Raw genomic sequence first — 23977 nt, forward strand, 5'->3', positions numbered from 1 at the left:
CGCCCCGCATCAAGAAGGGCCCCGGAACCGTACGGTTCCGGGGCCCTTCCCGTTGTCCGTGCGAGGCTCAGATCTCGTAGACCGCGCCCGGCCTCGCCAGTTCCGACGGGCCCGAGTACACCTGGCGCGCGTCCGCCAGGTTCTGTTCGCCGTCCGTCCACGGCGGGATGTGGGTCAGGACGAGTCGGCCCACCGACGAGCGGGTCGCCTCCGCGCCCGCCTCGCGGCCGTTGAGGTGGAGGGCCGGGATGTCCTCCTTGCCGTGGGTGAAGGAGGCCTCGCAGAGGAAGAGGTCGCTGCCCTCGGCGAGCTTGTGCAGCGACTCGCAGACCCCGGTGTCCCCGGAGTACGTGAGCGAGCGGCCGTTGTGCTCGACCCGGATGCCGTACGCCTCGACGGGGTGGCACACCTTCTCCGTACGGACGGAGAACGGGCCGATCTCGAAGGCGCCCGACTTCAGGGTGCGGAAGTCGAAGACCTCGCTCATCGAGGTGGGGGACGGGGTGTCCGCGTACGCCGTGGTCAGGCGCTGCTCGGCGCCCTCCGGGGCGTAGACGGGGATCGCGTCGCAGCGTCCGCCCTCGTGCCGGTAGTAGCGGGCGACGAAGTACCCGCACATGTCGATGCAGTGGTCGGCGTGCAGGTGACTGAGGAAGATCGCGTCGAGGTCGTACAGACCGATGTGTCGCTGCAGCTCGCCCAGGGCGCCGTTGCCCATGTCGAGGAGCAGCCGGAAGCCGTCGGCCTCGACGAGGTAGCTCGAACAGGCCGATTCCGCGGACGGGAACGACCCGGAGCAGCCGACGACGGTGAGCTTCATGGAGCGTGAACCTCCGTGGACGGATACGGAAAGCGCGCTGAGGAAGGGGGGAGGCTGTGCGGTCTGTCGAGCGTAAGGCGCACCAGGGCCTGTCGCTCCTTTGCGGTGGCCCGTTGTGGGCGAACTCACGGGCTCTGTCACCGGTTCGGATGGATGGCGGGCCGTTGCGGCGGAGTGAGCCGCGCGCCGGTACCGTCTTGAGGTATGGACACGTCGTGGTGGCCCGCGCTGGTCGCGGTCGTGGTGATCGCGCTGGTCGTGGCGCTCGCCGACGGGTGGAAGCGGTCGAAGCGGAAGCCGTCGGGCCGTGGGCCCTCGGGGCGGACGCGCCCGCCCTCCCGTCCCCCGCGCGGTCCTTCTCGGCCGAAGGTCCCGGCGCGGCTGCCGAAGCCGACGGAGATCTGGTGGGCGGACGTGCCCTTCGAGGACGGGCCCGGGTCGAAGGACCGGCCCTGTCTGGTGCTGTCCGTACGGGGGAACAGCGTGCTCGTCGCCAAGATCACCAGTAAGTACCACGACGAGCGGCCGGGTGTGATCGCGCTGCCGCCGGGTGCGGTGGGTGACGCGCAGGGGCGGCCGAGCTTCCTGGAGACGGACGAGCTGCGGGAGGTTCCCGTGGGGGACTTCCGGCGGAAGGTGGGAACGGCGGACCCGGTCGTGTGGGACCAGGTCCGCCATCTGGCGCGTTAGCGGGCTGCGGGCCTTCGGGCTGCGGGGCCTGCTGGTGCGGGTCCAGGCGCTGGGAGCCCAGGCCCGGCAAGGGGCGCCGTCCGTTGTGCCCACCCGTCCCGCCCCTGGCGGACGATTGCCCACAACGCGGGGGCGGGGGGCGGGAGGGCTGGGGGGCTAAGCCCAGAGCTGGCCCTGGACCGCTGCGATCGCCTCTTCCGTGGTCGCCGCCGTGTAGAGGCCGGTCGACAGGTACTTCCAGCCGCCGTCGGCGACGACGAAGGCGATGTCCGCGCTCTCGCCCGCCTTCACCGCCTTGTTGCCGACGCCGATGGCGGCGTGCAGTGCCGCGCCCGTGGAGACGCCCGCGAAGATGCCCTCCTGCTGGAGGAGTTCGCGGGTGCGGGTGACGGCGTCGGCGGAGCCGACGGAGAAGCGGGTGGTGAGGACGGAGGCGTCGTACAGCTCCGGCACAAAGCCCTCGTCGAGGTTCCGGAGGCCGTAGACGAGGTCGTCGTAGCGCGGCTCGGCGGCGACGATCTTGACGTCGGGCTTGTGCTCGCGCAGGTAGCGGCCGACGCCCATGAGGGTGCCGGTGGTGCCGAGGCCGGCCACGAAGTGGGTGATGGAGGGCAGGTCGGCGAGGATCTCGGGGCCGGTGGTGGCGTAGTGGGCGCCCGCGTTGTCGGGGTTCCCGTACTGGTAGAGCATCACCCAGGACGGGTTCTCGGCGGCGAGTTCCTTGGCGACGCGTACCGCTGTGTTCGATCCGCCCGCCGCGGGGGACGAGATGATCTCCGCGCCCCACATGGCGAGCAGTTGGCGGCGCTCCTCGCTGGTGTTCTCGGGCATGACGCAGACGATGCGGTAGCCCTTGAGCTTGGCGGCCATGGCGAGGGAGATGCCGGTGTTGCCGCTGGTCGGCTCCAGGATGGTGCAGCCGGGGGTGAGGCGGCCGTCCTTCTCCGCCTGCTCGACCATGTGGAGCGCGGGGCGGTCCTTGACCGAGCCGGTCGGGTTGCGGTCCTCCAGCTTCGCCCAGATGCGGACGTCGTCCGAGGGCGAGAGCCGGGGGAGGCGGACGAGCGGCGTGTTGCCGACCGCCGCCAGCGAGGAGTCGTAGCGCATGTGGATCAGACCATGCCACCGGCGACGGCCGGCAGGATCGTGACGTTGTCGCCGTCGGTGAGCTTGGTGTCGATGCCGTCGAGGAAGCGGACGTCCTCGTCGTTGAGGTAGACGTTGACGAAGCGGCGGAGCTTGCCGTCGTCGACGATGCGGGCCTCGATCCCGGTGTGGCGGGACTCCAGGTCGGCGAAGAGCTCGGCGAGGGTGCCGCCGCTGCCCTCGACGGCCTTCTCGCCGTCGGTGTAGGTGCGGAGGATGGTCGGGATGCGGACCTCGATGGCCATGGCGTGGGCTCCTGTCGGAAGTGGCGTGATGGGCGCGCTGCTGGGGCCCCCGCGCGGAGGGGGGTCGTACGTAAGTGCGCTCGGCCGGTCGCTCAGAGCGCAGCGCGGGTCGAACAGATCGCGCTGGCGAGGCGGCACAGGTCGACGTGCAGGCGCGCGACGAGCAGCACACTGCTCGGAGTCTCTTCGCTCACGTCGTGGGAAACCATGGGCTCATCGTATCGATTCCCGGTCCGGGTTTCGGAATGTGATCTCACATGGTGGATGATTCCCGCCCGCCTGACGGACGGTGCTGGTAGAGGACGGTGGGGCTGCCGGTCCTCGGATGCGGGATGACCTCGGCATCCACCCCGTAGACGGCCGCGAGGAGGGCGGGGGTGAGGACCTCGGCGGGGGTGCCGCCGGTGACGAGCCTCCCCCGCTCCAGGACGTAGAGCCGGTCGCAGTACGCCCCCGCGAGGTTGAGGTCGTGGAGCGCGAGCAGGTTGGTGGTGCCCAGGCTGCGGACGAGGGCGAGGGTGTCCAGCTGGTAGCGGATGTCCAGGTGGTTGGTGGGTTCGTCGAGGACGAGGAGGGCCGGGTCCTGGACGAGGGCGCGGGCGACGAGGGCGCGTTGGCGTTCGCCGCCGGAGAGGGTGGGGTACGGGCGGTCGGCGAGGTCCGCGAGGCCGACGCGGGCGAGGGCGGCCTCGGCGCGCTCGCGGTCGGCGCCGGTGTCGCCCTCCCAGAACCGTTTGTGCGGGGAGCGGCCGAGGGCGACGAGTTCGCCGACGGTGAGTTCGAACTCGACGGCGCTGTCCTGGGGGACGGTGGCCACGCGGCGGGCGCGGGCCTTGGGGCCGAGGGTGTGGAGGTCGTCGCCGTCGAGGAGGGCCCGGCCGGCGGTGGGGGCGAGGGTGCCGTAGACGCAGCGCAGGAGGGTGGTCTTGCCGCTGCCGTTGGGGCCGATGAGGCCGACGGTCTCGCCGGGGTGGACGGTGAGGTCGACGGCGCGGAGCCGGTTCTCGTACGAGAGGCCGTGCAGGCGCAGTTCGGTCACAGCAATGCCCCTTCCGGGCGGCGGCGGCCGTGCAGGCGCAGTTCGGTCACAGCGGTGCCCCTTCCGGGCGGCGGCGCATCAGCCAGAGGAAGAACGGGCCGCCGGTGAGCGCGGTGAGGATGCCGACGGGGATGTCCTGGGGCGCCGCGACGGTCCGGGCCGCGAGGTCGGCGAGGACCAGGGCGAGCGCTCCGCCGAGCGCGGCGACGGGGAGGAGCCGGCGGTGCGGGGCGCCGACGGCGAGCCGGGCGGCGTGCGGGGCCATCAGGCCGACGAAGCCGACGGCTCCGCTCGCGGCGACCATGACGGCGGTGACGAGGGAGGCGAGGACGAAGACGGCGGCCCGGAAGCGGGCGGTGTCCAGGCCGAGGACGGTGGCGCTCTCCTCGCCGACGAGCAGCAGGTCGAGCGGGCGGGCGAGGGTGAGGAGGGCGCCGACGCCGAGGGCGAGGACGGCGGCGGGCAGGGCCAGGGTGTCCCAGCGGGCGCTGCCGAGGCCGCCGAGGGACCAGTGCATGGCCTCCTGGAACTGTTCGGGGCGTCCGGCGACGACCAGGAGCAGGGTGGCGAGGGCGGACAGGATGTAGGAGACGGCGACTCCGGCGAGGACGAGCCGGGTGCTGGTCAGTGTGCCGCCGCGGCGCGCGAGCCCGTAGACGAGGACGAGGGAGAGCAGTGCGCCCGCGAAGGCGCCGGCGGGCAGGGCGAGGGTGGTCGTCACCCCGCCCACGAGGCCCGCTCCCCCGCCCACGACCAGGACGAGGACGGCTCCGGCGGAGGCGCCGGAGGAGATCCCGAGGAGGAAGGGGTCGGCGAGCCGGTTGCGGACGAGGGCCTGGAGGACGGCGCCGACGACGGCGAGTCCGGCGCCGACGATCGCGCCGAGCAGGACCCGGGGCAGCCGTACGTCGAGGACGATCGTCCGGTACGGGGAGGGGCCGGCGCGCCCGGTGAGGGCGTCGAGGACCTGGCCGGGCGGGATGCGGACGGAGCCGAGGGCGAGCGAGGCGGTCGCGGCGGCGGCCAGGGCGAGGATCAGTCCGGCGACGACCAGGGCGTACCGGACTGGGTGCGCGGGGGCCGGGGCCCGGACGGGGGTCCGGGGCCCGGCCTCGTGGAGGGCCGTGGTCACCGGGCGGGGTGGAGCTGGGCCGCCAGCTTGTCGACGGCGGTGGGGACGCGGACGCCGAGGACGGTGTCGGAGAGGGGCAGCACGGCGAACCGGCGGTTCTTGATCGCGGGGACGTCCTTGAGGGCCGGGTCGTCGAGGAGGCGCTTCTTCTTCTGTTCGACGGTGGTGGAGCCGTAGTCGTAGATGACGACGATCTCGGGCCTGCGGGCGACGACCTGTTCCCAGGTGGCGTCGCCGAAGGCCTTGTCGAGGTCGGCGAAGACGTTCCGGCCGCCGGCGCGGGTGATGAGCTCGTTGCCGATGCCCTTCCCGCCTGCGGTGAACGCGGTCTTGTCGCCGCTGTCGTAGACGAAGACGGGGACGGGTGCGGTGCCCTTGAGTCGCTTCTCGGTGGCGGCGACGGTGGTCCGCGCCTCCCGGATCCAGGTCTCGGACCGGTCGGGGACGCCGAACGTCCGGCCGATCTCGCGGACTTCGCGGTAGAGGTCCTCGACGGAGGGTGAACCGGACGGGCAGTACTCGGTGTTGAGGCGGGTGTGGATGCCCGCCTGCTTCAGGTCGTCGCGGCTGCGGCCGTCCTTGCTCGCGAAGGCGGAGGAGTAACCGCCGTACACGAAGTCGGGGTTCGCGGCGAGCAGGGCCTCCTTGGAGGGGTACTCCTTGGCGAGGACGGGGACGGAGTCGTACGCCTTCTTGTATGCGGGGAGGATCGCGTCGTCGAGGTAGGCGGTGCCGACGAGCGACTTCTCCAGGCCGAGGGCGAGCATGATCTCGGTGACGTGCTGGTTCATGGTGACCGCGCGCTTCGGTGGGCTCGTGTAGGTCGTCTTCTCGCCGCAGTTGGAGACGGTGTACGGGAATCCCGGGGCGGCCTTCGCGGCGGGGGTCTCCGCCGCGGGGGCCGAGCAGGCGGCGAGCAGCGGGAGCAGGGCCGCGGCGGGCAGCAGGGTACGGCGGGGCCAGGACATGGCGGAACGTGCCTCCTCCGGGGATTTCCACGTCCCCGATCGGTGGTGGGAGGCGGCAGGTCAGTTCCTGGCTCCCAGCGCCCGGAGGCGCTGGTCACAGTGGCGGGACCGTGCCGGATTCGCACCGGCTTCCTGGGTCCTGCCGCCCGGGTGTCGCGCCAGTCTGTCAGGCCTCGTACGCCTCGACGACCTTGACTTCCTCTTCGGTCACGACGCCTTCGACGATGGTGAAGGAGCGGAACTGGAAGGGTCCCGCGCCGTCGGTGTCGGCGGTGGAGACGAGGACGTAGTGGGCCTGGGGCTCGTTCGCGTACGAGATGTCCGTGCGGGACGGGTGGGCCTCGGTCGCGGTGTGCGAGTGGTAGACGATGACGGGCTCCTCGTCCCGGTCGTCCATCTCGCGGTAGAGCTTGAGCAGGTCCGCGGAGTCGAACTCGTAGAACGTGGGCGAGCGGGCGGCGTTGAGCATCGGGACGAACCGCTCGGGGCGGCCGGTGCCGGCCGGACCCGCGACCACGCCGCAGGCCTCGTCGGGGTGGTCCGCGCGGGAGTGTTCCACGATCTGGTCGTACAGGGCCCGGGTGATGGTCAGCATGCCGACAGGATATGCGGACGGGCCGTCCCGTACCGGGGAGTGGTACGGAACGGCCCGAATGCCGAGACGGTCGAGGTCAGGGCCGCTTGGGGACGACCTGGGGCGACCGCTCGCGGGAACCTGTCAGGACCGCTTGGCGAAGGCGGCACCCTCGGGGTTGCGGGACTTCAGGACCAGGTAGGAGACACCGAGGATCAGACCCCAGACCGGGGCGGCGTACAGCGAGACCCGCGCGCCCTCGTCGATGCCCATCATCACGATGACCATGAGGATGAAGGCGAGCGCGAACCAGCTGGTGTACGGGGCGCCCGGGGCCTTGAAGGTCGACTCGGGGAGTTCACCGCGGTTGGCCTTGGCCCGGTAGCGGATCTGGCAGACCAGGATCATGATCCAGGCCCACATGCCGGAGATGGTGGCGAAGGAGACGACGTACTCGAAGGCCTTGCCCGGGGCGACGTAGTTGATCCAGACGCCGACGAGCATCAGCGAGGCCGAGAAGGTCAGGCCGAGCAGCGGGGTGCCGCTCTTGGTGAGCTTGGTGAAGGCCTTCGGGCCCTGGCCGTTGAGCGCGAGGTCGCGCAGCATGCGGCCGGTGGAGTACATGCCCGAGTTGCAGGAGGACAGGGCCGCGGTCAGCACCACGAAGTTGACGATGGCGGCGCCGACGCCGAGGCCCATCTTCTGGAAGGCGGCGACGAACGGGGAGACGCCCGGCTGGAACTCGGTCCACGGGACGACCGACAGGATCATGATCAGCGCGCCGACGTAGAAGACGGCGATGCGCCACGGCACGGTGTTGATGGCCTTGGGCAGGACGGTCTTCGGGTCCTTGGACTCGCCGGCGGTGACGCCGACCAGCTCGACGGCGAGGAACGCGAACATGACGATCTGCAGGGTCATCAGCGTGTTGCCGATGCCGGTGGGGAAGAAGCCGCCCTGGTCCCACAGGTGGGTCACGGAGGCGGTGTCGCCGGCGTCGGAGAAGCCGATGGTGAGGATGCCGGCGCAGATCAGGATCATGCCGATGATCGCGGTGACCTTGACCATGGAGAACCAGAACTCCAGCTCACCGAAGAGCTTCACGGAGATCAGGTTGGCGCCGTAGAGGACGAACGTGAAGACCAGCGCGGAGATCCACTGCGGGATGTCCCACCAGTACGTCATATAGGTGGCCGCCGCGGTGACTTCGGTGATGCCGGTGACGACCCAGAAGAGCCAGTACGTCCAGCCGGTCACGAAGCCCCAGAACGGGCCGACGAACTCGCGTGCGTACTCCGCGAAGGAGCCGGACACGGGGCGGTACATGAGGAGCTCGCCGAGGGCGCGCATGATGAAGAAGATGACCAGGCCCGCGATGGCGTACGCGAGGATCAGGCTGGGTCCCGCCTTGGCGATGGCCTTGCCGGCGCCGAGGAAGAGGCCGGTGCCGATGGCACCGCCGATCGCGATCATCTGGATCTGCCGGGCGCCGAGGCCACGCTGGTAGCCCTCGCCGCCGTCCACGGCCCCGTCGGTGCCGTCGTGCTGCTTGTCGACCTGCACAGAGGTCATGGTGGTGCGCCTTTCTCCATGCTGATCCGCGCGACTGCGAGTGCGTCTGTCGCGGATCAGATCCTGATCCCCCCGGATGTGGATGGAGTGCTACCGGCGGTCAGCCGGCCAAAGCGCCCTCGGGAACAGGGGTGGCGTCCCCGAGCGGTCGTGAAGATTTATCACGGGGTGGGACGTGATCGAGGGAGTTACGTGTGGCGCACGCCACAGAAATCGCCAGGCAAAAGGGGTACAAGACGGCAAAGCGGACGCTCTGATAACGCATTCGTTATCCGGATTTGAGCGTCCGCTGAGCGAACACCCCGCCGCGGCAGGGTGTCCGGAGGAAGTGCCGTTACGACATCAGGGTCTCGACGAGGGACTCCTGGAGCGCCCCCAGCCAGAGGTACGCCATCACCATCGGCTTGCGCGGGTCGGAGTCCGGCAGCCGGTACAGCTGCTCACCCTCCTCGTCCGTGACCTCCAGACGGGTGCCGATGGTCAGCCGGAGGTCGTTGAGCGCGCCGAGCCAGGCCCGGGACTCGTCCGGGGTCAATTTCAGGACGGCGCCGCCCTCGTCCGTCACATCGGCGGAGAGCGCGTCCAGGGCGCGCACGACGAGGAGGGCGTCCTCGCGCTTGCGGGCCCGCAGGTCGTTCTCGGTGTAGCGGCGGAAATCGGAGGCGGCCGCCCGCAGCTCCTCGCTGTCGTCCCCGTACGCGTCGGGGAAGAGGCGCTTGAGCGCGGGGTCGGACGGCGGCTTGCTGGGGCCCTCGGCGAAGAGCGCGGCCAGCGGGTCGGCGTCCTTGGCGGGCTCGTCGCCCGGCCCGATCAGCTCCAGGAGCTGGACGGCGAGGGAGCGGAGGATGGAGATCTCGACGTCGTCGAGGGCGACGGCCGCGCCGCCGCCGGGCAGGTTCTCGAAGCGGCCGGCCATCAGCCGCGGTCCTGGGTGAGGGTCGCCCAGAGGCCGTAGCCGTGCATGGCCTGCACGTCGCGCTCCATCTCCTCGCGGGTGCCGCTGGAGACCACCGCGCGGCCCTTGTGGTGCACGTCGAGCATCAGCTTGTGCGCCTTGTCCTTGGAGTAGCCGAAGTACGCCTGGAAGACGTAGGTCACGTAGCTCATCAGGTTGACCGGATCGTTGTGCACGAGGGTCACCCAGGGCACGTCCGGTTCGACGACCGCGGAGACCTCCTCGGCGGATTCCGTACGTTCGATCTCAATAGGCGCGACGCTCACTCACCCCATGCTGCCACCCCGGAGGGCCCGTCGCACAAACGGGTCACCCCTGTCCGCGCAGACGGGCTACCCGCTCGGCCCACGATGCGTCACCCACCCGGGCCCCTATTCGTCAGTCTGACGATTTCTGCGCTAGCATCGCTGACATGAACGCTGCGGACCTTGGGCTGCCGGTGGACGTGCCGTCGACCGCGCTCTTCACCGATCAGTACGAGCTGACCATGCTCCAGGCGGCCCTCCGGGGCGGCACCGCCGACCGACGCTCGGTCTTCGAGGTCTTCACCCGGCGGCTGCCCGAAGGCAGGCGCTACGGCGTCCTCGCCGGCGTCGGCCGGGTCCTGGACGCCGTCGAGAACTTCCGCTTCGACCCCGCCGTCCTCGGCTTCCTGCGCGAGCGCGGCATCGTCGACGAGCCGACCCTCGCGTGGCTCGCCCGCTACCGGTTCACCGGCGACATCTGGGGCTACCCCGAGGGCGAGGTGTACTTCCCCGGCTCGCCCGTCCTGCGCGTCGAGGGCTCCTTCGCCGAGTGCGTGCTCCTGGAGACGGTGATCCTCTCCATCCTCAACCACGACTCCGCCATCGCCGCCGCCGCCTCCCGCATGTCGGCCTCGGCCGGCGGGCGCCGCCTGATCGAGATGGGCGCCCGGCGCACCCACGAGCTGGCGGCCGTCGCCGCCTCCCGCGCCGCGTACGTCGGCGGCTTCGACTCCACCTCGGACCTCGCGGCCGGCTTCCGCTACGGCATCCCGACCGTCGGCACCTCCGCCCACGCCTTCACGCTCCTCCACGACAGCGAGCGGGACGCGTTCCAGGCCCAGGTGGAGACCCTCGGCCGCGGTACGACCCTGCTCGTCGACACCTACGACGTGGCCGAGGCCGTCCGTACCGCCGTCGAGGTGGCGGGGCCCGAGCTCGGGGCCGTCCGCATCGACTCCGGCGACCTGCTGCTCGTCGCCCACCGCGTACGGGCCCAGCTCGACGAGCTGGGCGCGCGGGACACGAAGATCGTCGTCACCTCGGACCTCGACGAGTACGCCATCGCCTCCCTCGCGGCGGCCCCGGTCGACGCGTACGGCGTGGGCACCCAGCTGGTCACCGGCAGCGGCCACCCGACCTGCTCCATGGTCTACAAGCTGGTCGCCCGGGCCTCCTCGGCCGACCTCAAGGCACCCCTCACCCCGGTCGCCAAGAAGTCGCTCGGCGGCAAGGCCTCGGTCGGCGGGCGCAAGTGGGCCGCGCGCAGGCCCGACGCGACCGGGGTCGCCGAGGCGGAGGTCCTGGGCACCGGCCCCGTCCCGCCGGAGCTCGCCGACCACCAGCTCCTGGTCGAGCTGGTCAAGGGCGGTGACGTGGTGGCCAGGGAGCCCCTGGAGGCCGCGAGGTCCCGGCACATCGCGGCCCGCGCCGGACTGCCGATGTCGGCGATCCAGCTCTCCCGGGGCGAGCCGGTGCTGCCGACGGAGTACCTGTAGGGAGACGGAGTGCGTGCAGGGAGTACGCGTACCCCTGCCACGCCCCCTCCCCGTGGGAGGGGGAAGTCTCTAGGCTCGATCCCACCCCTCCCCGACGCGCTAAGGACACCCGCCATGCACCGCGCATTGATCGTTGTGGACGTTCAGAACGACTTCTGCGAGGGCGGCAGCCTCGCGGTGACCGGCGGCGCGGACGTCGCCGCCGCCATCACCGACCTGGTCGGCCAGACGGCGGGCACCTCCTACCGGCATGTGATCGCCACCCGCGACCACCATGTCGATCCGGGCGCGCACTTCGCGCCGGCCGGTGAGGAGCCGGACTACGTCACCTCCTGGCCGGTGCACTGCGTGGCCGGTACGGAGGGGGTGGGCTTCCACCCGAACTTCGCGCCGGCCGTCGCCAGCGGGGCGATCGACGCCGTCTTCGACAAGGGCGCGTACGACGCGGCGTACAGCGGCTTCGAGGGGCGCGACGAGAACGGGCGGACGCTCACGGAGTGGCTGCGCGAGCGGGACGTCACCGAGGTCGACGTGGTGGGCATCGCCACCGACCACTGCGTCCGGGCGACGGCCCTGGACGCGGCCCGTGAGGGCTTCCGCACCCATGTGCTGCTCGACCTGACGGCCGGCGTCGCGAAGGAGACGACGGACCGGGCCCTGGAGGAGCTGCGGACGGCGGGCGTGGAGCTGACAGGCAAGCCCGTGGTGGCCTGAGAGCCCGTGGTGGCCCGAGCGGCCCCGCGGGTGGGGCCTCAGCCCCCGCCCGAGCGGTCCCGCGGGTTTGCTCCCTCAGGCCCGGCCGGAGCGGTCCCTCAGGGGCCCTCTCAGGCCGCCGGTTCCCTGGGGAGGGACCGTACGGGGTGCCAGAGCTCCTGGGCGGCGCCGGGGGCGGATCTCCACAGCAGGCCGTCGGGGTGGTGCAGGACGGCCGTGACCTCGTCCGGGGTGGGCGGCTCGGTGTTGCCGCGGAGGTAGACCGCCCGCAGCCCGAGGTTCCGCAGCCGGGTCAGGGCGCGGGCACGGTTCGCGGCGTGGACCAGGAAGCGGACGCTGGCGCCGTCGCGGGCCGGGCTGGGCAGCCCTATGGCGACGACCACGCTGCCTCCCGGCAACTTGCAGAACCCTCCGTTGGGCATGCGGAACCACTCCCCCGTGGATCGACTGTCAATAAGAACATCGGTCTGAACTGTCAGACGCACCTAAACACGATCGGCCGCCGCCCGCTAGAGGGGCGACGGCCGATCACGCTTTGACCTGCAGTTTTACCGATTACTTCGTGGACGGACCCACGCGAACCGTGATCGTCTCGCCGTTCTTCGGCTCCTTGACGACCTGGATCTTGGTGTTGGTGTCAGTTACCTGGACACCGGCGCGCTCGGTCTCCTTGAGCCAGTAGGTGCCCTTGCGGTCGTCGAAGACCGGGTTGCCCGGCTGCGACGCGACCCACGCCGCGACGTCGGCCTTGTGGAGCAGGAGGCCGTCGGTCCGGTAGGTGCCGAAGGTGGAGTCGTACGCCTGAACGCGGTTGCGCATCAGGGTGCCGTCCTTGAACTTCAGCGGGGTCGGGTGGGAGTCGACCGGAAGGATCAGACCCTGGCCCGGGTGGACCGCGGTGTTGTTGTCCTTCTGGGAGAGGTCCCACTTCCAGATGAGCAGGCCGTTCTGGTACGGGTAGTGCTCGACCCAGCTCGACTTGTCACCGGTGAACCCGAAGTTGTACGGGCCGACCTTGAGGGTGGCGTCGTACGAGACGTACTGGCGGTTCTCCGCGATGTAGTACTGGTCGTACTCCTTCGTGAAGCCCTTGCCGACCCGCGAGAAGCCCTTGGCCGCCCAGCCGTTGTCACCGTTCTCGGCGTTGTCCGAGAAGACGGTGGCACCGTCGGCGGTCAGCGTGATGGCGTCGGCCGTGAAGCCCTTGCCGCCCGCGCCGCCGTCCGTCTGGTAGCGGAAGCGGAGGTCGAACTTCTTGCCCGCGTAGGCGTCGAGGCCGTAGACGAGCTCCTTGTGCGTGCCGGAGACGTCGGTCAGCGCCGGGGCGCCGCTGGCGTCGCGCGGGAGCGGCTTGCCGTCGGCGGTGCCGTCCAGGGCCGTCCAGTTGGCGCCGCCGTCGGTCGACACCTCGGTGTAGAGGTAGTCGTAGTCGAGCTCGATGTCGTACCAGCCCTTGAGCTTCAGGGAGGCCGACGTCTTGCCCGTCAGGTCGACGGAGCGGGTCAGGGTGTTCTTGAGGTCGTCACCCATGTTGCTCCACCACTGCGCGGCACCCTCGGCGGGCGCGACGACATCGGTGGTGACGGGCTTCTTCGGCAGCTCGACGACGAGCGCCTGGGGGTTCTTGGTGTTGTACTCGGCCACACCCAGCTTGTGGGTGGAGTTCCACTTCCGGCCCTCGTTGGCGACCTTGGTGTAGTTCAGCCAGCCGAGCTGCAGCTTGTCCCAGGCGTTCATGTCGCCGGGCAGGTCGCCGATGGCGTCCTTGCCGCGGCCGAGCCAGGAGCCGGAGGACATGAGCGACCAGAAGCCGGTCGAGTTCTCGGCGCCCTTGAGGCCGGAGGTGTCGTACAGGTCCGGCAGACCGAGGTCGTGGCCGTACTCGTGCGCGAAGACGCCGAGGCCGCCGTTCTCCGGCTGCATCGTGTAGTCGCCGACCCAGATGCCGGAGTCACCGATCTGCGTGCCGCCGGCCTTGTTGTTGGCCGGGCCGGTCTTGCCCGCGTTGGTGCCGTAGGCGTACCAGCGGTGGGCCCACAGGGCGTCGCTCGCCTGGGCGCCGCCGCCCGCCGACTCGTCCTCGCCCGCGTGGACGATCTGGAAGTGGTCGATGTACCCGTCGGGCTCGTTGAAGTTGCCGTCGCCGTCGAAGTCGTACCGGTCCCACAGGTCGTACTGCGCCAGGTCGGCCTTGATCTGGGCGTCGGTACGGCCCTTGGCCTTCTGGTCCGCGGTCCACGCCGTGACACCGTCGCGGACGGCGTCCCAGACGTTGGCGCAGTTGCTGTTGCCGCAGTAGTTCGAGCCGTAACGGGCCTCGTTGTAGTCGACCTTGACCCAGTCGGAGACGCCGCCGTCGACCGAGTAACGGCCGGACGAGGTCTTCTCGTAGTAGGTCTTCAGCGACTGCTTGGGCTGTCCCTTGGCGTCCTTGCCGGTGCCGAAGTACAGGTCCTGGAAGTGCTGCTGGTTGTAGTCCGCCTGCCACGCCGTGGAGTTGTCGTTCGCACGGTCCGGCTCGGCTATCTGGTTGTGCAGGGGGCCGGGCGTGCCGCCGAACTTCGGCTTCGGCTCGGTCGTGTCGTCGTCGGCGCGGTCGACGAGGGTGGTGTTGTCCACCTTGTCGCCGAACTCGACGAGGATCGTGAAGATCTTGTCGGTCTTCTCGCGGCCGAGCTCGACGTACTTCTTGCTGTCGAGCTTGACGACCTGGGAACCGCCGCGGCGCTCCACCTTCGACTCGCCGCTCAGCACCTGCTCCAGGGCAGCCTCTCGCTGCTGCGCCTGCTGCTTGCTGAACGGACCGTCGAGGTCGTGGTCGACCGCCGTCTTGTCGATCCCGGCACCAGGCGCCGGGTCGTGACGGACATCGGCCGACGGCACGCTGCCGTGATTGTCGGCCCAGGCGGTGGTGAAGGTCGAGGCGGTAGCGGCGGTGGCCGCGAGCGCCACAACAACTGCGGACGCTCTGATCGCCCGTCGTCTGTTGGTCACTTGATATGTCCTCCCCGGCGCCCGCGCTTCGGACCGAAGGTGGGGTGTCCGTCCGGCGGGTCGCGCGTCACAAGTGACGACATTTGACCGGAGGTACGCAAGAAAAGACAGATCTTGACTTGCGCATACCAACTGCACTATGCGGGAGGTGAATTCCGATTATCGGACGATCAACGGGCACCTTACGGGGAAAAATCACAAGACCCGTGACTCCGTGCGCCCCCCGTGCATCCCACCGTGGGTGAGGTCACGCTTACTTCGGCCCCGCTCGGGCATCCACGGTCTTAGAGTCGAACCGTTGTCCTGAGAGGGCGGTACGTGTCATGCAGCGTCCGAACGCCGCGCAGCTCGCCTACGGTTCGGCCACCGTCGCCCTCGCGACCGTCGCCCTCCTGCTGCTCTCCGGTACGACGACCACGCTCGGGATCACGGTGATCAGCCTCGCCGGCCTGCTGCTCGGACTGCTCGTGGCGGTGACGATGCCGGTGCGGACGGCGGGCGTCAAGACCACGGCACCGAGTCCGGCACCCGCCGTGCACGAAGAAGTCCGGGTACCGACCGCGCGCGTGGGCGCGGGGGCCGATACCCGGACCGGTTCGTGACACTTCGTCCGTAATGGCTTCGGTACTGGCGTTTCGGTACCGAAGCCGGTTCCGCTACTGAGGGACGGAGACGACCACCGTCTTCGCCGCCTTGTCGTGCAGGCCCTGCTTGTAGGGCTTGTCGACCAGGATCAGGATCAGCAGGAGCAGCGGCCACAGGCAGGCGCAGCAGATCAGCGCGGGCAGCCACAGGACGATGGCGCGCAGCAGCGACTGGCTCATCGGGGGCGTCGAGCCGTCGTTGAGCATCGCGACCCGCAGCTTCATCCACTTCTTGCCGAGGGTCTGGCCGTTCTTGGCCACCATCACCGTGTCGTACGCGACGAACGCGACGATCGTGATCAGCTGGAAGACCAGCTGGCTCCCGCCGTTGAGGCTGTTGACCGTGTCACCGAAGTCGTTTCCGTCCTCGGTCGCCCGCGAGTAGATGTGGAACGGGATGCCGATGAGCGCCAGCGGGATCGCGACGATCAGCCAGTCGATGATCCGGGCGATGATGCGCTTGCCGGACTCGGCGAGCGGCGGCATCCCGGAGAGCGGATCGGTCCCGCCGTAGCCGGCGCCGTAGCCGCCGTACGGGGGCGGGGGCGGGGGCGCGCTGTCGTACGGGGAGCCGCCCGAGGAACCGTACGGGGAACCGCCGGTGGGTCCGTACGGGCTCCCCGGCGGGGGACCTCCCGGCGGAGGCCCTTCCGGGGGCGGCTGGCCGGCAGAGGGCGGCGGGGGCTCCTGCGGCCTCTTGAGGAACGGGTCCTCCTCGGGCGGCTGGCCGGGCGGCGGCTGATCGGTGCTCATGGGGGCAGTGCATCCCGGGTACGGCGCCCCCGCAAGGAATCACCGCCCGTTCGGGGGACCCCCGGCCGTCGGGGGTCCCCCGACGGTCCGGCCGCGGCTCAGCGCGCCACGAAGGTACGGGCGGCCTTGTCGTGCCAGCACTGGCGCCAGGGGCGGTCGAAGAGGCACCACAGGACGTTGAGGACGCCGATGGCCAGGAGCCCCAGGACGCTGTAGACGAGCCAGCGGCGCAGGGCCGCCCCGAACCTCGGCGGCTGGTGCGCCTCGATGTCCCGCACCTCGATCCCGCACAGCTTCTTGCCGAGGGTGCGGCCCCACTTGGCGGTGGGCAGCGCCTCGTACAGGACGCCGATGACGAAGAACGCGGCCAGGGCGATGCCGAACTGGACGGAGGTCGTGGCGTCCACCAGCCAGACCTGGACGGTGACGCCGGACTCCTTGGCCGCCTCGATCTTGCCGTTGATGTGATCGAGCGCGGCGGTCACGAACGGGAACGAGGCGGCGCCGACGAGCGCGCCCAGGACGACGGTGTCGATGAGCCGGGCGAGCAGCCGCCTGCCGTGCCCTGCGGGGCGCGCGGAGGCCTGCGCGCGGGCCGCCTGGACGAACAGGTCGTCGACGGGCGGCTTCCAGGGGACGACCGGCTGCTGTTCCTGAGGCTGGTGCGCCTGGGGCTGCGGCTGTTGGGCTTGCGGCTGGGGCTGCTGGGCCCAGGAAGGTGTCGCGGGCGCCGGGGCCGGGACGGGCGCCTGGTGTACGGGCGCGGGGGCGGGCGCCGGGGCCGCCGCCGCGGGCTCGGGGGCCGGCCGGGGCCGAGGGGCCACCGGAGCCGGCTGGGGCTGCTGAGGGGCCGGGGCGGGCGTGGGGATCGGCGTGACCGGCATCCCGCCGAGGCGCGCGGCTCCCCCGGTCGCCCGGGGGTCCGCCGCCGGGGCGGCCGACCGCGCCTCCTCGGGTTCGCTCGCACCGGCGACCGGCCAGTCCGCCGGGGTGCGCGGATCAGGGGTACGGGGCGCGCCCCAGGAGACCTTCTGGTCGCGGTCGCCGCCGAAGCCGGTCTGGCGGGAGGTGTCCGCCTGCCAGGCGGAGGCGGGTTCCGCGGCGGCCGGCTCCTCGTCGAAGAAGACGGGCCCGGTCTCCTCCACGGCGGGTACGGGTGCGACGGCGGGCGTCCGGTCCTGCGCGGGGACGTGCGCGGGCGCCTGCGCCTGTGCCGGTACGGAGGCGGCGGGACGCACGGGTTCGAGCTCGGAAGCGGGCTGCGGCTGCGGCTGATGCGGCTCGTGGTACTGCTGCGGCTCGTGGTGCTGCTGCACGGGCTGATGCGGCTGCTCGTGGTGGTGCTGTGGCTGCTGGTGCGGCTGATGCGGCTGCTCGTGGTGGTGCTGCTGCGCAGGCTGTACGGGTTCCGGCTCGGGCCGGGACGGCTGTACGGCGGCCGGCGCGGGTGCCGGGCCGGAGGCCAGGATCGGGCCGGCCGGGATCGCCGAGGCCGGCGGACCCTGAGGAACCTCACCGTCCGTGGGGGCCGGCCTGCTCGTACCGGGAACCCAGGCGCCCCCGTTCCAGAACCGGATGTACCCGGGAATGGACGGGTCCGGGTAGTACCCCGCCTGCGGTACCTCTTCGCCGCCTCCAGGAGGAGTAGCCACTGCCCCGACTCCGTTCAGTCACAACGCCTTTGATCCGCACGGCCGCGTGCCGGGCATGCCGCGCCCAAGGAGGACAGTAACGAAGAACGTCCCCGAGGGAACAAAGAGCCCGCGAGAAAGCCCGCCTTCGGGGGGACACGTACCGGAATCGATCACTCCCGGTGATGTTCGGGCCGGTACATCCGGACCTGAAAAAACTTCCCGAAAAAACTTCCCGAAGTCGCGTAATGAACCTCGGTCACCCCGCTCTCTCCCTGTGAAGGCCCGCACGGGGCCGGTCAGCGAGAGGGAGTACGACCATGCAGAACACCGACAACACCACCGTCGAGCGCGAGCTGGAGCTCAAGCTGGTGCTCTCGCCCGAGCGCGCCGTACCCGTCCCCGCCCGGCTCGCCTACCGCACCGACGACCCGTACGCCGTCCACATCACGTTCCACATCGGCACCGACCACCCGGTCAACTGGACGTTCGCGCGCGAACTCCTCGTCGAGGGCGTGTTCCGGGCCTGCGGGCACGGTGACGTGCGGATCTGGCCCACGAAGGTCGACGGCCGCAGCGTCGTCCTGATGGCGCTCTCCTCCCCCGACGGCGACGCGCTCCTCGAAGCCCCCTCCGCGCAGGTGTCCGCCTGGCTGGAGCGGACCCTGCGCGCGGTGCCGCCGGGCACCGAGTCCGACCGGCTCGGCATCGACGACGGGCTCGCCGAGCTCCTGGCGACCACCGTGATCGCCGACGAGCTGTGGCTGCGCGACCCGTGGCCGTCGGACGAGTCGCGGGACGGCGAGCTGTGAGCCCGCACCCCCTCGGGAACCCCGTACCCCTCAGCACCGGCGGACCCCTCAGACCCGACGGATCCCTCAAGCCCGGCGGACCCCTCAAGCCCGACGGATTCCTCAGGCCCGGCGGACCCCTCAGGCCCTGCGTACATCGCCTCGTGGGCTCAGAAGAGCTTTCCGGGGTTGAGCAGCCCCAACGGGTCGAACGTGGCCTTGATCCCGCGCTGGAGCTCCAGACCGACCGGCCCCAGCTCCCGTGCCAGCCACTCCTTCTTGAGGACGCCCACGCCGTGCTCGCCGGTGATCGTGCCGCCGAGCGCGAGCCCGAGCGCCATGATCTCGTCGAAGGACTCACGCGCCCGCCGCGACTCGTCCTCGTCGGTGTGGTCGAAGCAGACGACGGGATGCGTGTTGCCGTCGCCGGCGTGCGCGCAGACGCCGATGGTGAGGTCGTACTTCTCCGCGACGGCCGCCGTGCCGTCGAGCATCTCGGCGAGCCGCGTCCGCGGCACGCACACGTCGTCGATCATCGTCGCGGACTTGATCGTCTCCAGGGCCGTGAGGGAGAGCCGACGTGCCTGGAGGAGGAGTTCGGACTCGGCGGTGTCCGCGGCCGGGACGACCTCGGTGGCGCCCGCCGCCGCGCACAGCTCCCCGACGGCGGCCAGATCGGCTGCCGGGTCAGGGGTGTCGAAGGCGCACAGGAGCAGCGCCTCGGTGGTGTCGGGCAGACCCATGCGCGCCAGCTTGTTGACGGCCTGGACGGTGGTGCGGTCCATGAGTTCGAGCAGCGACGGGGTGTGGCCGCGCTCCATGATCGTGCAGACGGCCGCGCAGGCGGCGGCCGCGGAGGGGAACTCGGCGACGAGCGCGAGCTGCGCCGGAGGCTGCGGCCTGAGCGAGAGCACGGCCCGGACGACGATGCCGAGGCTGCCCTCCGAACCGACGAAGAGCCTGGTCAGGTCATAGCCGGCGACGCCCTTGGCGGTGCGGCGGCCGGTGGTCAGGAGCCGGCCGTCGGCGAGGACGACGTCGAGGCCGAGGACGTACTCGGCCGTCACCCCGTACTTCACACAGCACAGACCGCCGGAGGCCGTGCCGATGTTCCCGCCGATGGTGCACGTCTCCCAGCTGGACGGGTCCGGCGGGTAGTACAGGCCGTGTTCGGCGACGGCCCGTGACAGCACGGCGTTGACGACACCCGGTTCGACGACGGCGATCCGGTCGACCGGGTTGATCTCCAGGATGCGGTCCATCTTGACCAGGGAGAGCACGATGCAGCCCTCGGAGGCGTTGGCGCCGCCGGAGAGGCCCGTGCGGGCTCCCTGGGGGACGACGGGGACGCGGAGTTCGGTCGCGGTACGCATGACGTGCTGCACCTGTTCGACGGTGCGCGGGAGCACGACGACGGCCGGGGCGCCGGCCTCGCAGAAGCTCGCCATGTCGTTCGCGTAGGAGGCGGTCACGTCCGGATCGGTGAGCAGCGCCTCGGCGGGGAGCCCGGCACGCAGCCGCGTCAGAAGATCGTCCATGCCTCCAGCGTGGCACTCGGGGCCATCGGTGTGAACCCGCCGGGGCGGGCGCTTCGTGTGCTCTTCGTACAGGTGCGGGCGGGCGCACAGTGAGCGCCATGAAGACGCAGAACGTGTCGAGGACGGTCCTGGCGGCCGGAGTGGGCGCGGTGCTCGCGGCGACGGCGCTGCTGTACGTCCCCGAGCTCTTCGGCCAGGGGCCGGCGGGCCCGCCGGGTCCGGCGGAGCGGGCGACGATCGCGGCCCACGCGGGCGCGCAGGCCTCGCTCCCGGACCTGGCCGCGCTGATCACCGACCGGGAGAAGTGGCTGCGCGCCCACCCGGACGACGACGCGTCCTGGGCGGAGCTCGGTGCGGCGTACACGGAGCGGGGCGCGCGCCTCGGCGACGTACGGGACTACCCGCGCGCCGAGACTGCCTTGCGGCGCTCGCTCGCCGAACGGCCCGCCGCGCGCGGCAACACGGCCGCCCAGCTGGGCCTCGGGGCGCTCGCGGGGGCGCGCGGCGACTGGAAGTCGGCCAAGGAGTGGGGCGAGAAGGTCCGGAAGGCGGATCCGCGCCGCTGGCCGGCGTACCCCGTCCTGATGGACGCGTACAACGGTCTCGGGGACTACAAGGGGACCCAGAAGGCGATGGAGACCCTGGAGGGCCTCCACGCGGGCGCGGCGGTGCGGACGAGGGCCTCGCAGACCTACCGCGACCGGGGCTGGCGCGAGGACGCCGACGTGGCGGCCCTCGACGCGGTGGCGCTCGCGGAGACGGGCGCGGACAAGGCGGCCTCGCTGGCGCGGCTCGGGGACCTGGCGTGGGAGCGGGGCGAACCGGACGAGGCGCTCGCGGGGTACGGGGCGGCGCTCGTGCTCGTGCGGGACCACGGGCCCTCGCTCGCGGGCCGGGCGCGGGCGCTCACGGCGCTCGGCCGCACCGACGAGGCGCTGCGGGACTGGCGGGCGGCGCTGGCCCGGCTGCCCCTGCCGGAGTACGTCCTGGAGGCGGGCGAGCTGTACGAGTCGCTGGGCCTGGACGGGGACGCGCGGGCCGCGTACGAGCGGCTGCGGACGGGCACGTGGGCACAGGGCGAGGTGCCGCTGGCGCTGCTCGACGCGGACCACGGCGACCCGGCGGCGGCGGTCACCCGGATGCGGGCGGAGTGGGCACGCGGGCACCGTTCGGTGCGGGCGGCGGACGCGCTGGGATGGGCGCTGTACCGGGCGGGTGCCCCCAAGGAGGCGCTGGGGTACGCGAAACTGGCCACGGAAGAGGGCCTGCGGAGCGCGCTGTTCACGTACCACCGGGGCGAGATCGAGCGGGCCCTCGACGCGTTCGGCCCGGCCCGGCGCCACCTGGCGGAGGCGCTGCGGATCAACCCGCACTTCTCGCCGCTGCTCGCGCCGAAGGCGACGGAGGCCGTGACGGCCCTCGGCGAGCCCTCGGACGAACTCCCGAAGGAACTCCGCCCGGAGCCGCCCGCGAAGGCAGCGAAGGCAGCGGGCACGACGGCGTCGAGGGCGACGCGGGAGTAGCGCGCACGCCGCGGGGCGGGGTCCCGGCCCACCCCCCGTGTGGGCCGGGACCCCGCGCCGTGTGGCTAGAGGTTGCCGCGCTTCTCCTGCTCGCGCTCGATGGCCTCGAACAGCGCCTTGAAGTTGCCCTTGCCGAAGCCCATGGAGCCGTGACGCTCGATCATCTCGAAGAAGACGGTCGGGCGGTCCTGGACCGGCTTGGTGAAGATCTGCAGCAGGTAGCCGTCCTCGTCGCGGTCGACGAGGATCTTCAGCTCGCGCAGGGTCTCGACGGGCACGCGGGTCTCGCCGGCCCACTCGCCGAGGGTGTCGTAGTACGAGTCGGGGGTGTCGAGGAAGGAGACGCCGGCGGCCCGCATCGCGCGCACGGTGGCGACGATGTCGTTGGTGGCGAGGGCGATGTGCTGGACGCCGGCGCCGCCGTAGAACTCCAGGTACTCGTCGATCTGCGACTTCTTCTTCGCGATCGCCGGCTCGTTGATCGGGAACTTCACCTTGAGGGTGCCGTCCGCGACGACCTTCGACATGAGGGCGGAGTACTCGGTGGCGATGTCGTCGCCCACGAACTCCTTCATGTTCGTGAAGCCCATGACGTTGTTGTAGAAGCCGACCCAGTCGTTCATCTTGCCGAGCTCGACGTTGCCGACGCAGTGGTCGATGGCCTGGAAGGTGCGCTTGGCCGGCGGCTCGACGATCGGGTTGGCGGCGACGAAGCCCGGGAGGTAGGGGCCGTCGTAGCCGGAGCGCTCGACGAGGGTGTGGCGGGTCTTGCCGTAGGTGGCGATGGCGGCGAGGACGACGGTGCCGTGCTCGTCCTTGAGCTCGTACGGCTCGGTGAGGCCGGTGGCGCCGTGCTCGACGGCGTAGGCGTACGCGGCTCGGGCGTCCGGCACCTCGATCGCCAGGTCGACGACGCCGTCGCCGTGCTCGGCGACGTGCTCGGCGAGGAAGCGGCCCCGGTCGGTGGAGACCTTGATGACGGAGGTGAACACGAAACGGGCGGAGCCGTTGGTGAGGACGTAGCTGGCGGTCTCGCGGGTGCCGTTCTCCGGTCCGGAGTAGGCGACGAGCTTCATGCCGAAGGCCGTGGAGTAGTAGTGCGCGGCCTGCTTGGCGTTGCCGACGGCGAAGACGACCGCGTCCATTCCCTTCACGGGGAAGGGATCGGCCTGCCGCGCCGTGGAGGGGGTGTGATCGATGGTCTCAGTCATGGCAGCAATGTCCCGCCGTTCTGCAAGGTGCGCAAGAGTTCGCTGATCCACTGGTCATGTTGCACAGCAGCGGGCGAGTATGGCCGTGCGACTTGTACATCCTGACCATGAGGAGACCGCTGTGGCGATCGATCATTTGGACGGCCGGCTGATCACGCTCCTCGCGCGCGAGCCGCGCATCGGGGTCCTGGAGGCCTCCCGGCGGCTCGGGGTGGCGCGGGGGACGGTGCAGGCGCGGCTCGACCGGCTCCAGGCGAGCGGGGTGATCCGCGGCTTCGGACCGCAGGTGGACCCGGCGGCGCTCGGGTATCCGGTGACGGCGTTCGCGACCCTGGAGATCAAGCAGGGGCAGGGAGCGGACGTACGGGGGCACCTGGCGACGGTGCCGGAGGTGCTGGAACTGCACACGACGACGGGCCACGGCGACATGCTCTGCCGTCTCGTCGCCCGCTCCAACGCGGACCTTCAGCGGGTGATCGACAAGGTGGTGGGGTTCGAGGGGATCGTGCGGGCGTCGACGGCGATCGTGATGGAGAACCCGGTGCCGCTGCGGATCATCCCGCTGGTGGAGCAGGCGGCGCAGGAGTAGCGGAGCCGATCCGGGAAGGGACGGCGAAAGAGGCTGTGAAGGAGACCGCGAACGAGACTGCAAAGAACTACTTGCAAAGAACCCCTTGCAAGTAGTTCTTTGCAACTCTACGCTCGGACCATGCCCGAGCCCGAAGGTTTCCCGACCCGCCCCCTGGACCCGCGCACCCTGCGCGGACTCGCCCACCCCCTCCGCATCCAGCTGCTGCGCGCCCTGCGCACCCACGGCCCGGCCACCGCCTCCCAACTGGCGGAGCGACTGGGCGAGTCCAGCGGTGCGACCAGCTACCACCTGCGCCAGCTGGCGGCCCACGGCTTCGTCGTGGACGACCCGACGCGGGGCAAGGGACGGGAGCGATGGTGGAAGGCCGGCCAGGAGGGCGTGATCGTCGACGAGTCCCTCTCCCGGAACCCGGACCCCGAGGTCCGCGGCGCCCTCGACCTCTACATCCACGAGATCGCGACCATCCACACACAGGAACTGAGCACCTACCTCGGCAACCGGCACGACTGGGACGACGCCTGGCTCGGCGCGTCCGACATGAGCGACTTCACGCTGCGACTGCCCCCGGACAAGCTCCGCGAGCTCGACAAGAAGATGCACGCCCTCATCGAGACGTACCGGGACATCGAAGAGGCGGGCGCGCCGGACGCCGAGCGCGTACGGATCCATCTGCACGCGTTCCCCGAGCGCGAGAACTGACGGAA

Annotated in this window: 25 protein-coding genes and 1 riboswitch; of the genes, 8 read left to right on the forward strand and 17 right to left on the reverse strand. The window is 71.0% G+C overall.

Annotated features, from left to right (window positions below; translation table 11 throughout):
* Window positions 1-67: 67 nt before the first annotated feature.
* A complete protein-coding gene (locus tag OG462_RS17605; protein WP_406058641.1) occupies window positions 68-820 on the reverse strand; it encodes an MBL fold metallo-hydrolase in 753 nt (250 codons plus the stop codon).
* Between the two features lie 204 nt (window positions 821-1024).
* Here OG462_RS17605 and OG462_RS17610 point away from each other — a divergent pair, with 204 nt between their 5' ends.
* Complete coding sequence (locus tag OG462_RS17610) at window positions 1025-1510, forward strand: type II toxin-antitoxin system PemK/MazF family toxin (protein ID WP_406058643.1); 486 nt, start codon at window positions 1025-1027, stop codon at window positions 1508-1510.
* A 156-nt stretch (window positions 1511-1666) separates the two neighbouring features.
* Here OG462_RS17610 and OG462_RS17615 read toward each other — a convergent pair whose 3' ends face one another.
* The 10 genes from OG462_RS17615 to clpS all read right to left on the reverse strand — a co-directional run bounded on the left by OG462_RS17615 (window position 1667) and on the right by clpS (window position 9407).
* Window positions 1667-2617, reverse strand: coding sequence for a PLP-dependent cysteine synthase family protein (locus OG462_RS17615; RefSeq protein WP_266892318.1), 951 nt, complete (start codon window positions 2615-2617; stop codon window positions 1667-1669).
* Window positions 2618-2622: 5 nt separating this feature from the next.
* Complete coding sequence (locus tag OG462_RS17620) at window positions 2623-2901, reverse strand: MoaD/ThiS family protein (RefSeq protein ID WP_406058645.1); 279 nt, start codon at window positions 2899-2901, stop codon at window positions 2623-2625.
* A gap of 92 nt (window positions 2902-2993) precedes the next feature.
* Window positions 2994-3110 carry a putative leader peptide gene (locus OG462_RS17625; protein WP_406058647.1) on the reverse strand — a complete coding sequence of 39 codons (117 nt, stop codon included), beginning with the start codon at window positions 3108-3110 and terminating at the stop codon, window positions 2994-2996.
* A 44-nt stretch (window positions 3111-3154) separates the two neighbouring features.
* Window positions 3155-3940 (reverse strand): ABC transporter ATP-binding protein, encoded by a 786-nt coding sequence (locus OG462_RS17630; protein WP_406058649.1) that lies wholly within the window; start codon window positions 3938-3940, stop codon window positions 3155-3157.
* A 46-nt stretch (window positions 3941-3986) separates the two neighbouring features.
* The gene (locus OG462_RS17635) at window positions 3987-5072 is read right to left on the reverse strand and encodes a FecCD family ABC transporter permease (protein ID WP_406058651.1); all 1086 of its coding nucleotides are present in this window, start codon (window positions 5070-5072) and stop codon (window positions 3987-3989) included.
* Window positions 5069-6040 carry an ABC transporter substrate-binding protein gene (locus OG462_RS17640; RefSeq protein ID WP_406058653.1) on the reverse strand — a complete coding sequence of 324 codons (972 nt, stop codon included), beginning with the start codon at window positions 6038-6040 and terminating at the stop codon, window positions 5069-5071. The genes OG462_RS17635 and OG462_RS17640 overlap by 4 nt, the downstream gene beginning before the upstream one ends.
* A 61-nt stretch (window positions 6041-6101) precedes the next feature.
* Window positions 6102-6175, reverse strand: a riboswitch (cobalamin riboswitch).
* 31 nt (window positions 6176-6206) lie between these two features.
* Window positions 6207-6635 (reverse strand): Mov34/MPN/PAD-1 family protein, encoded by a 429-nt coding sequence (locus OG462_RS17645; protein ID WP_406058655.1) that lies wholly within the window; start codon window positions 6633-6635, stop codon window positions 6207-6209.
* A 123-nt stretch (window positions 6636-6758) separates the two neighbouring features.
* Window positions 6759-8186 carry an amino acid permease gene (locus tag OG462_RS17650; RefSeq protein ID WP_406058656.1) on the reverse strand — a complete coding sequence of 476 codons (1428 nt, stop codon included), beginning with the start codon at window positions 8184-8186 and terminating at the stop codon, window positions 6759-6761.
* Window positions 8187-8520: 334 nt separating this feature from the next.
* Entirely contained in the window at window positions 8521-9102 is a 582-nt protein-coding gene (locus OG462_RS17655) for a DUF2017 domain-containing protein (protein WP_406058658.1), read from the reverse strand.
* Window positions 9102-9407, reverse strand: coding sequence for an ATP-dependent Clp protease adapter ClpS (gene clpS, locus OG462_RS17660; protein ID WP_030222252.1), 306 nt, complete (start codon window positions 9405-9407; stop codon window positions 9102-9104). The genes OG462_RS17655 and clpS overlap by 1 nt, the downstream gene beginning before the upstream one ends.
* Before the next feature lie 146 nt (window positions 9408-9553).
* Between clpS and OG462_RS17665 the strand changes: the two genes are divergently transcribed.
* Window positions 9554-10882: a nicotinate phosphoribosyltransferase gene (locus OG462_RS17665; protein WP_406058660.1), complete on the forward strand. Its 1329-nt coding sequence runs from the start codon at window positions 9554-9556 to the stop codon at window positions 10880-10882.
* 114 nt (window positions 10883-10996) lie between these two features.
* Entirely contained in the window at window positions 10997-11596 is a 600-nt protein-coding gene (locus OG462_RS17670) for a nicotinamidase (protein ID WP_406058662.1), read from the forward strand.
* Window positions 11597-11706: 110 nt separating this feature from the next.
* Here the strand turns inward: OG462_RS17670 and OG462_RS17675 are convergent, their stop codons facing one another.
* Window positions 11707-12018, reverse strand: a complete 312-nt coding sequence (locus tag OG462_RS17675) for a hypothetical protein (RefSeq protein ID WP_406058664.1) — start codon at window positions 12016-12018, stop codon at window positions 11707-11709.
* Between the two features lie 133 nt (window positions 12019-12151).
* Window positions 12152-14590, reverse strand: coding sequence for an immune inhibitor A domain-containing protein (locus OG462_RS17680; protein WP_406058666.1), 2439 nt, complete (start codon window positions 14588-14590; stop codon window positions 12152-12154).
* 323 nt (window positions 14591-14913) lie between these two features.
* Between OG462_RS17680 and OG462_RS17685 the strand changes: the two genes are divergently transcribed.
* On the forward strand, window positions 14914-15192 hold the full coding sequence (locus OG462_RS17685; RefSeq protein WP_406058668.1) for a hypothetical protein: 279 nt from the start codon (window positions 14914-14916) through the stop codon (window positions 15190-15192).
* Between the two features lie 54 nt (window positions 15193-15246).
* Here the strand turns inward: OG462_RS17685 and OG462_RS17690 are convergent, their stop codons facing one another.
* Both OG462_RS17690 and OG462_RS17695 read right to left on the reverse strand, forming a co-directional pair.
* Window positions 15247-15987: an RDD family protein gene (locus OG462_RS17690; protein WP_406058669.1), complete on the reverse strand. Its 741-nt coding sequence runs from the start codon at window positions 15985-15987 to the stop codon at window positions 15247-15249.
* 98 nt (window positions 15988-16085) lie between these two features.
* Complete coding sequence (locus OG462_RS17695; RefSeq protein ID WP_406058671.1) at window positions 16086-17639, reverse strand: RDD family protein; 1554 nt, start codon at window positions 17637-17639, stop codon at window positions 16086-16088.
* A 299-nt stretch (window positions 17640-17938) separates the two neighbouring features.
* Between OG462_RS17695 and OG462_RS17700 the strand changes: the two genes are divergently transcribed.
* A complete protein-coding gene (locus tag OG462_RS17700) occupies window positions 17939-18430 on the forward strand; it encodes an SsgA family sporulation/cell division regulator (RefSeq protein ID WP_406058672.1) in 492 nt (163 codons plus the stop codon).
* A 149-nt stretch (window positions 18431-18579) separates the two neighbouring features.
* On the opposite strand, the gene OG462_RS17705 is transcribed toward OG462_RS17700, so the two are convergent.
* Complete coding sequence (locus OG462_RS17705; protein WP_406058674.1) at window positions 18580-19947, reverse strand: FAD-binding oxidoreductase; 1368 nt, start codon at window positions 19945-19947, stop codon at window positions 18580-18582.
* A 98-nt stretch (window positions 19948-20045) separates the two neighbouring features.
* Between OG462_RS17705 and OG462_RS17710 the strand changes: the two genes are divergently transcribed.
* A complete protein-coding gene (locus tag OG462_RS17710) occupies window positions 20046-21470 on the forward strand; it encodes a tetratricopeptide repeat protein (protein ID WP_406058675.1) in 1425 nt (474 codons plus the stop codon).
* 65 nt (window positions 21471-21535) lie between these two features.
* On the opposite strand, the gene hppD is transcribed toward OG462_RS17710, so the two are convergent.
* The gene (gene hppD, locus OG462_RS17715) at window positions 21536-22681 is read right to left on the reverse strand and encodes a 4-hydroxyphenylpyruvate dioxygenase (RefSeq protein ID WP_406058677.1); all 1146 of its coding nucleotides are present in this window, start codon (window positions 22679-22681) and stop codon (window positions 21536-21538) included.
* Between the two features lie 121 nt (window positions 22682-22802).
* Between hppD and OG462_RS17720 the strand changes: the two genes are divergently transcribed.
* Together OG462_RS17720 and OG462_RS17725 are read left to right on the forward strand one after the other, a co-directional pair.
* On the forward strand, window positions 22803-23270 hold the full coding sequence (locus OG462_RS17720; RefSeq protein WP_406058679.1) for an Lrp/AsnC family transcriptional regulator: 468 nt from the start codon (window positions 22803-22805) through the stop codon (window positions 23268-23270).
* A 120-nt stretch (window positions 23271-23390) separates the two neighbouring features.
* Entirely contained in the window at window positions 23391-23972 is a 582-nt protein-coding gene (locus OG462_RS17725; protein ID WP_406058681.1) for an ArsR/SmtB family transcription factor, read from the forward strand.
* Window positions 23973-23977: the final 5 nt, after the last annotated feature.

The sequence above is a fragment of the Streptomyces sp. NBC_01077 genome, from assembly GCF_045162855.1.
In the GTDB taxonomy this organism is placed as follows: Bacteria; Actinomycetota; Actinomycetes; order Streptomycetales; family Streptomycetaceae; genus Streptomyces.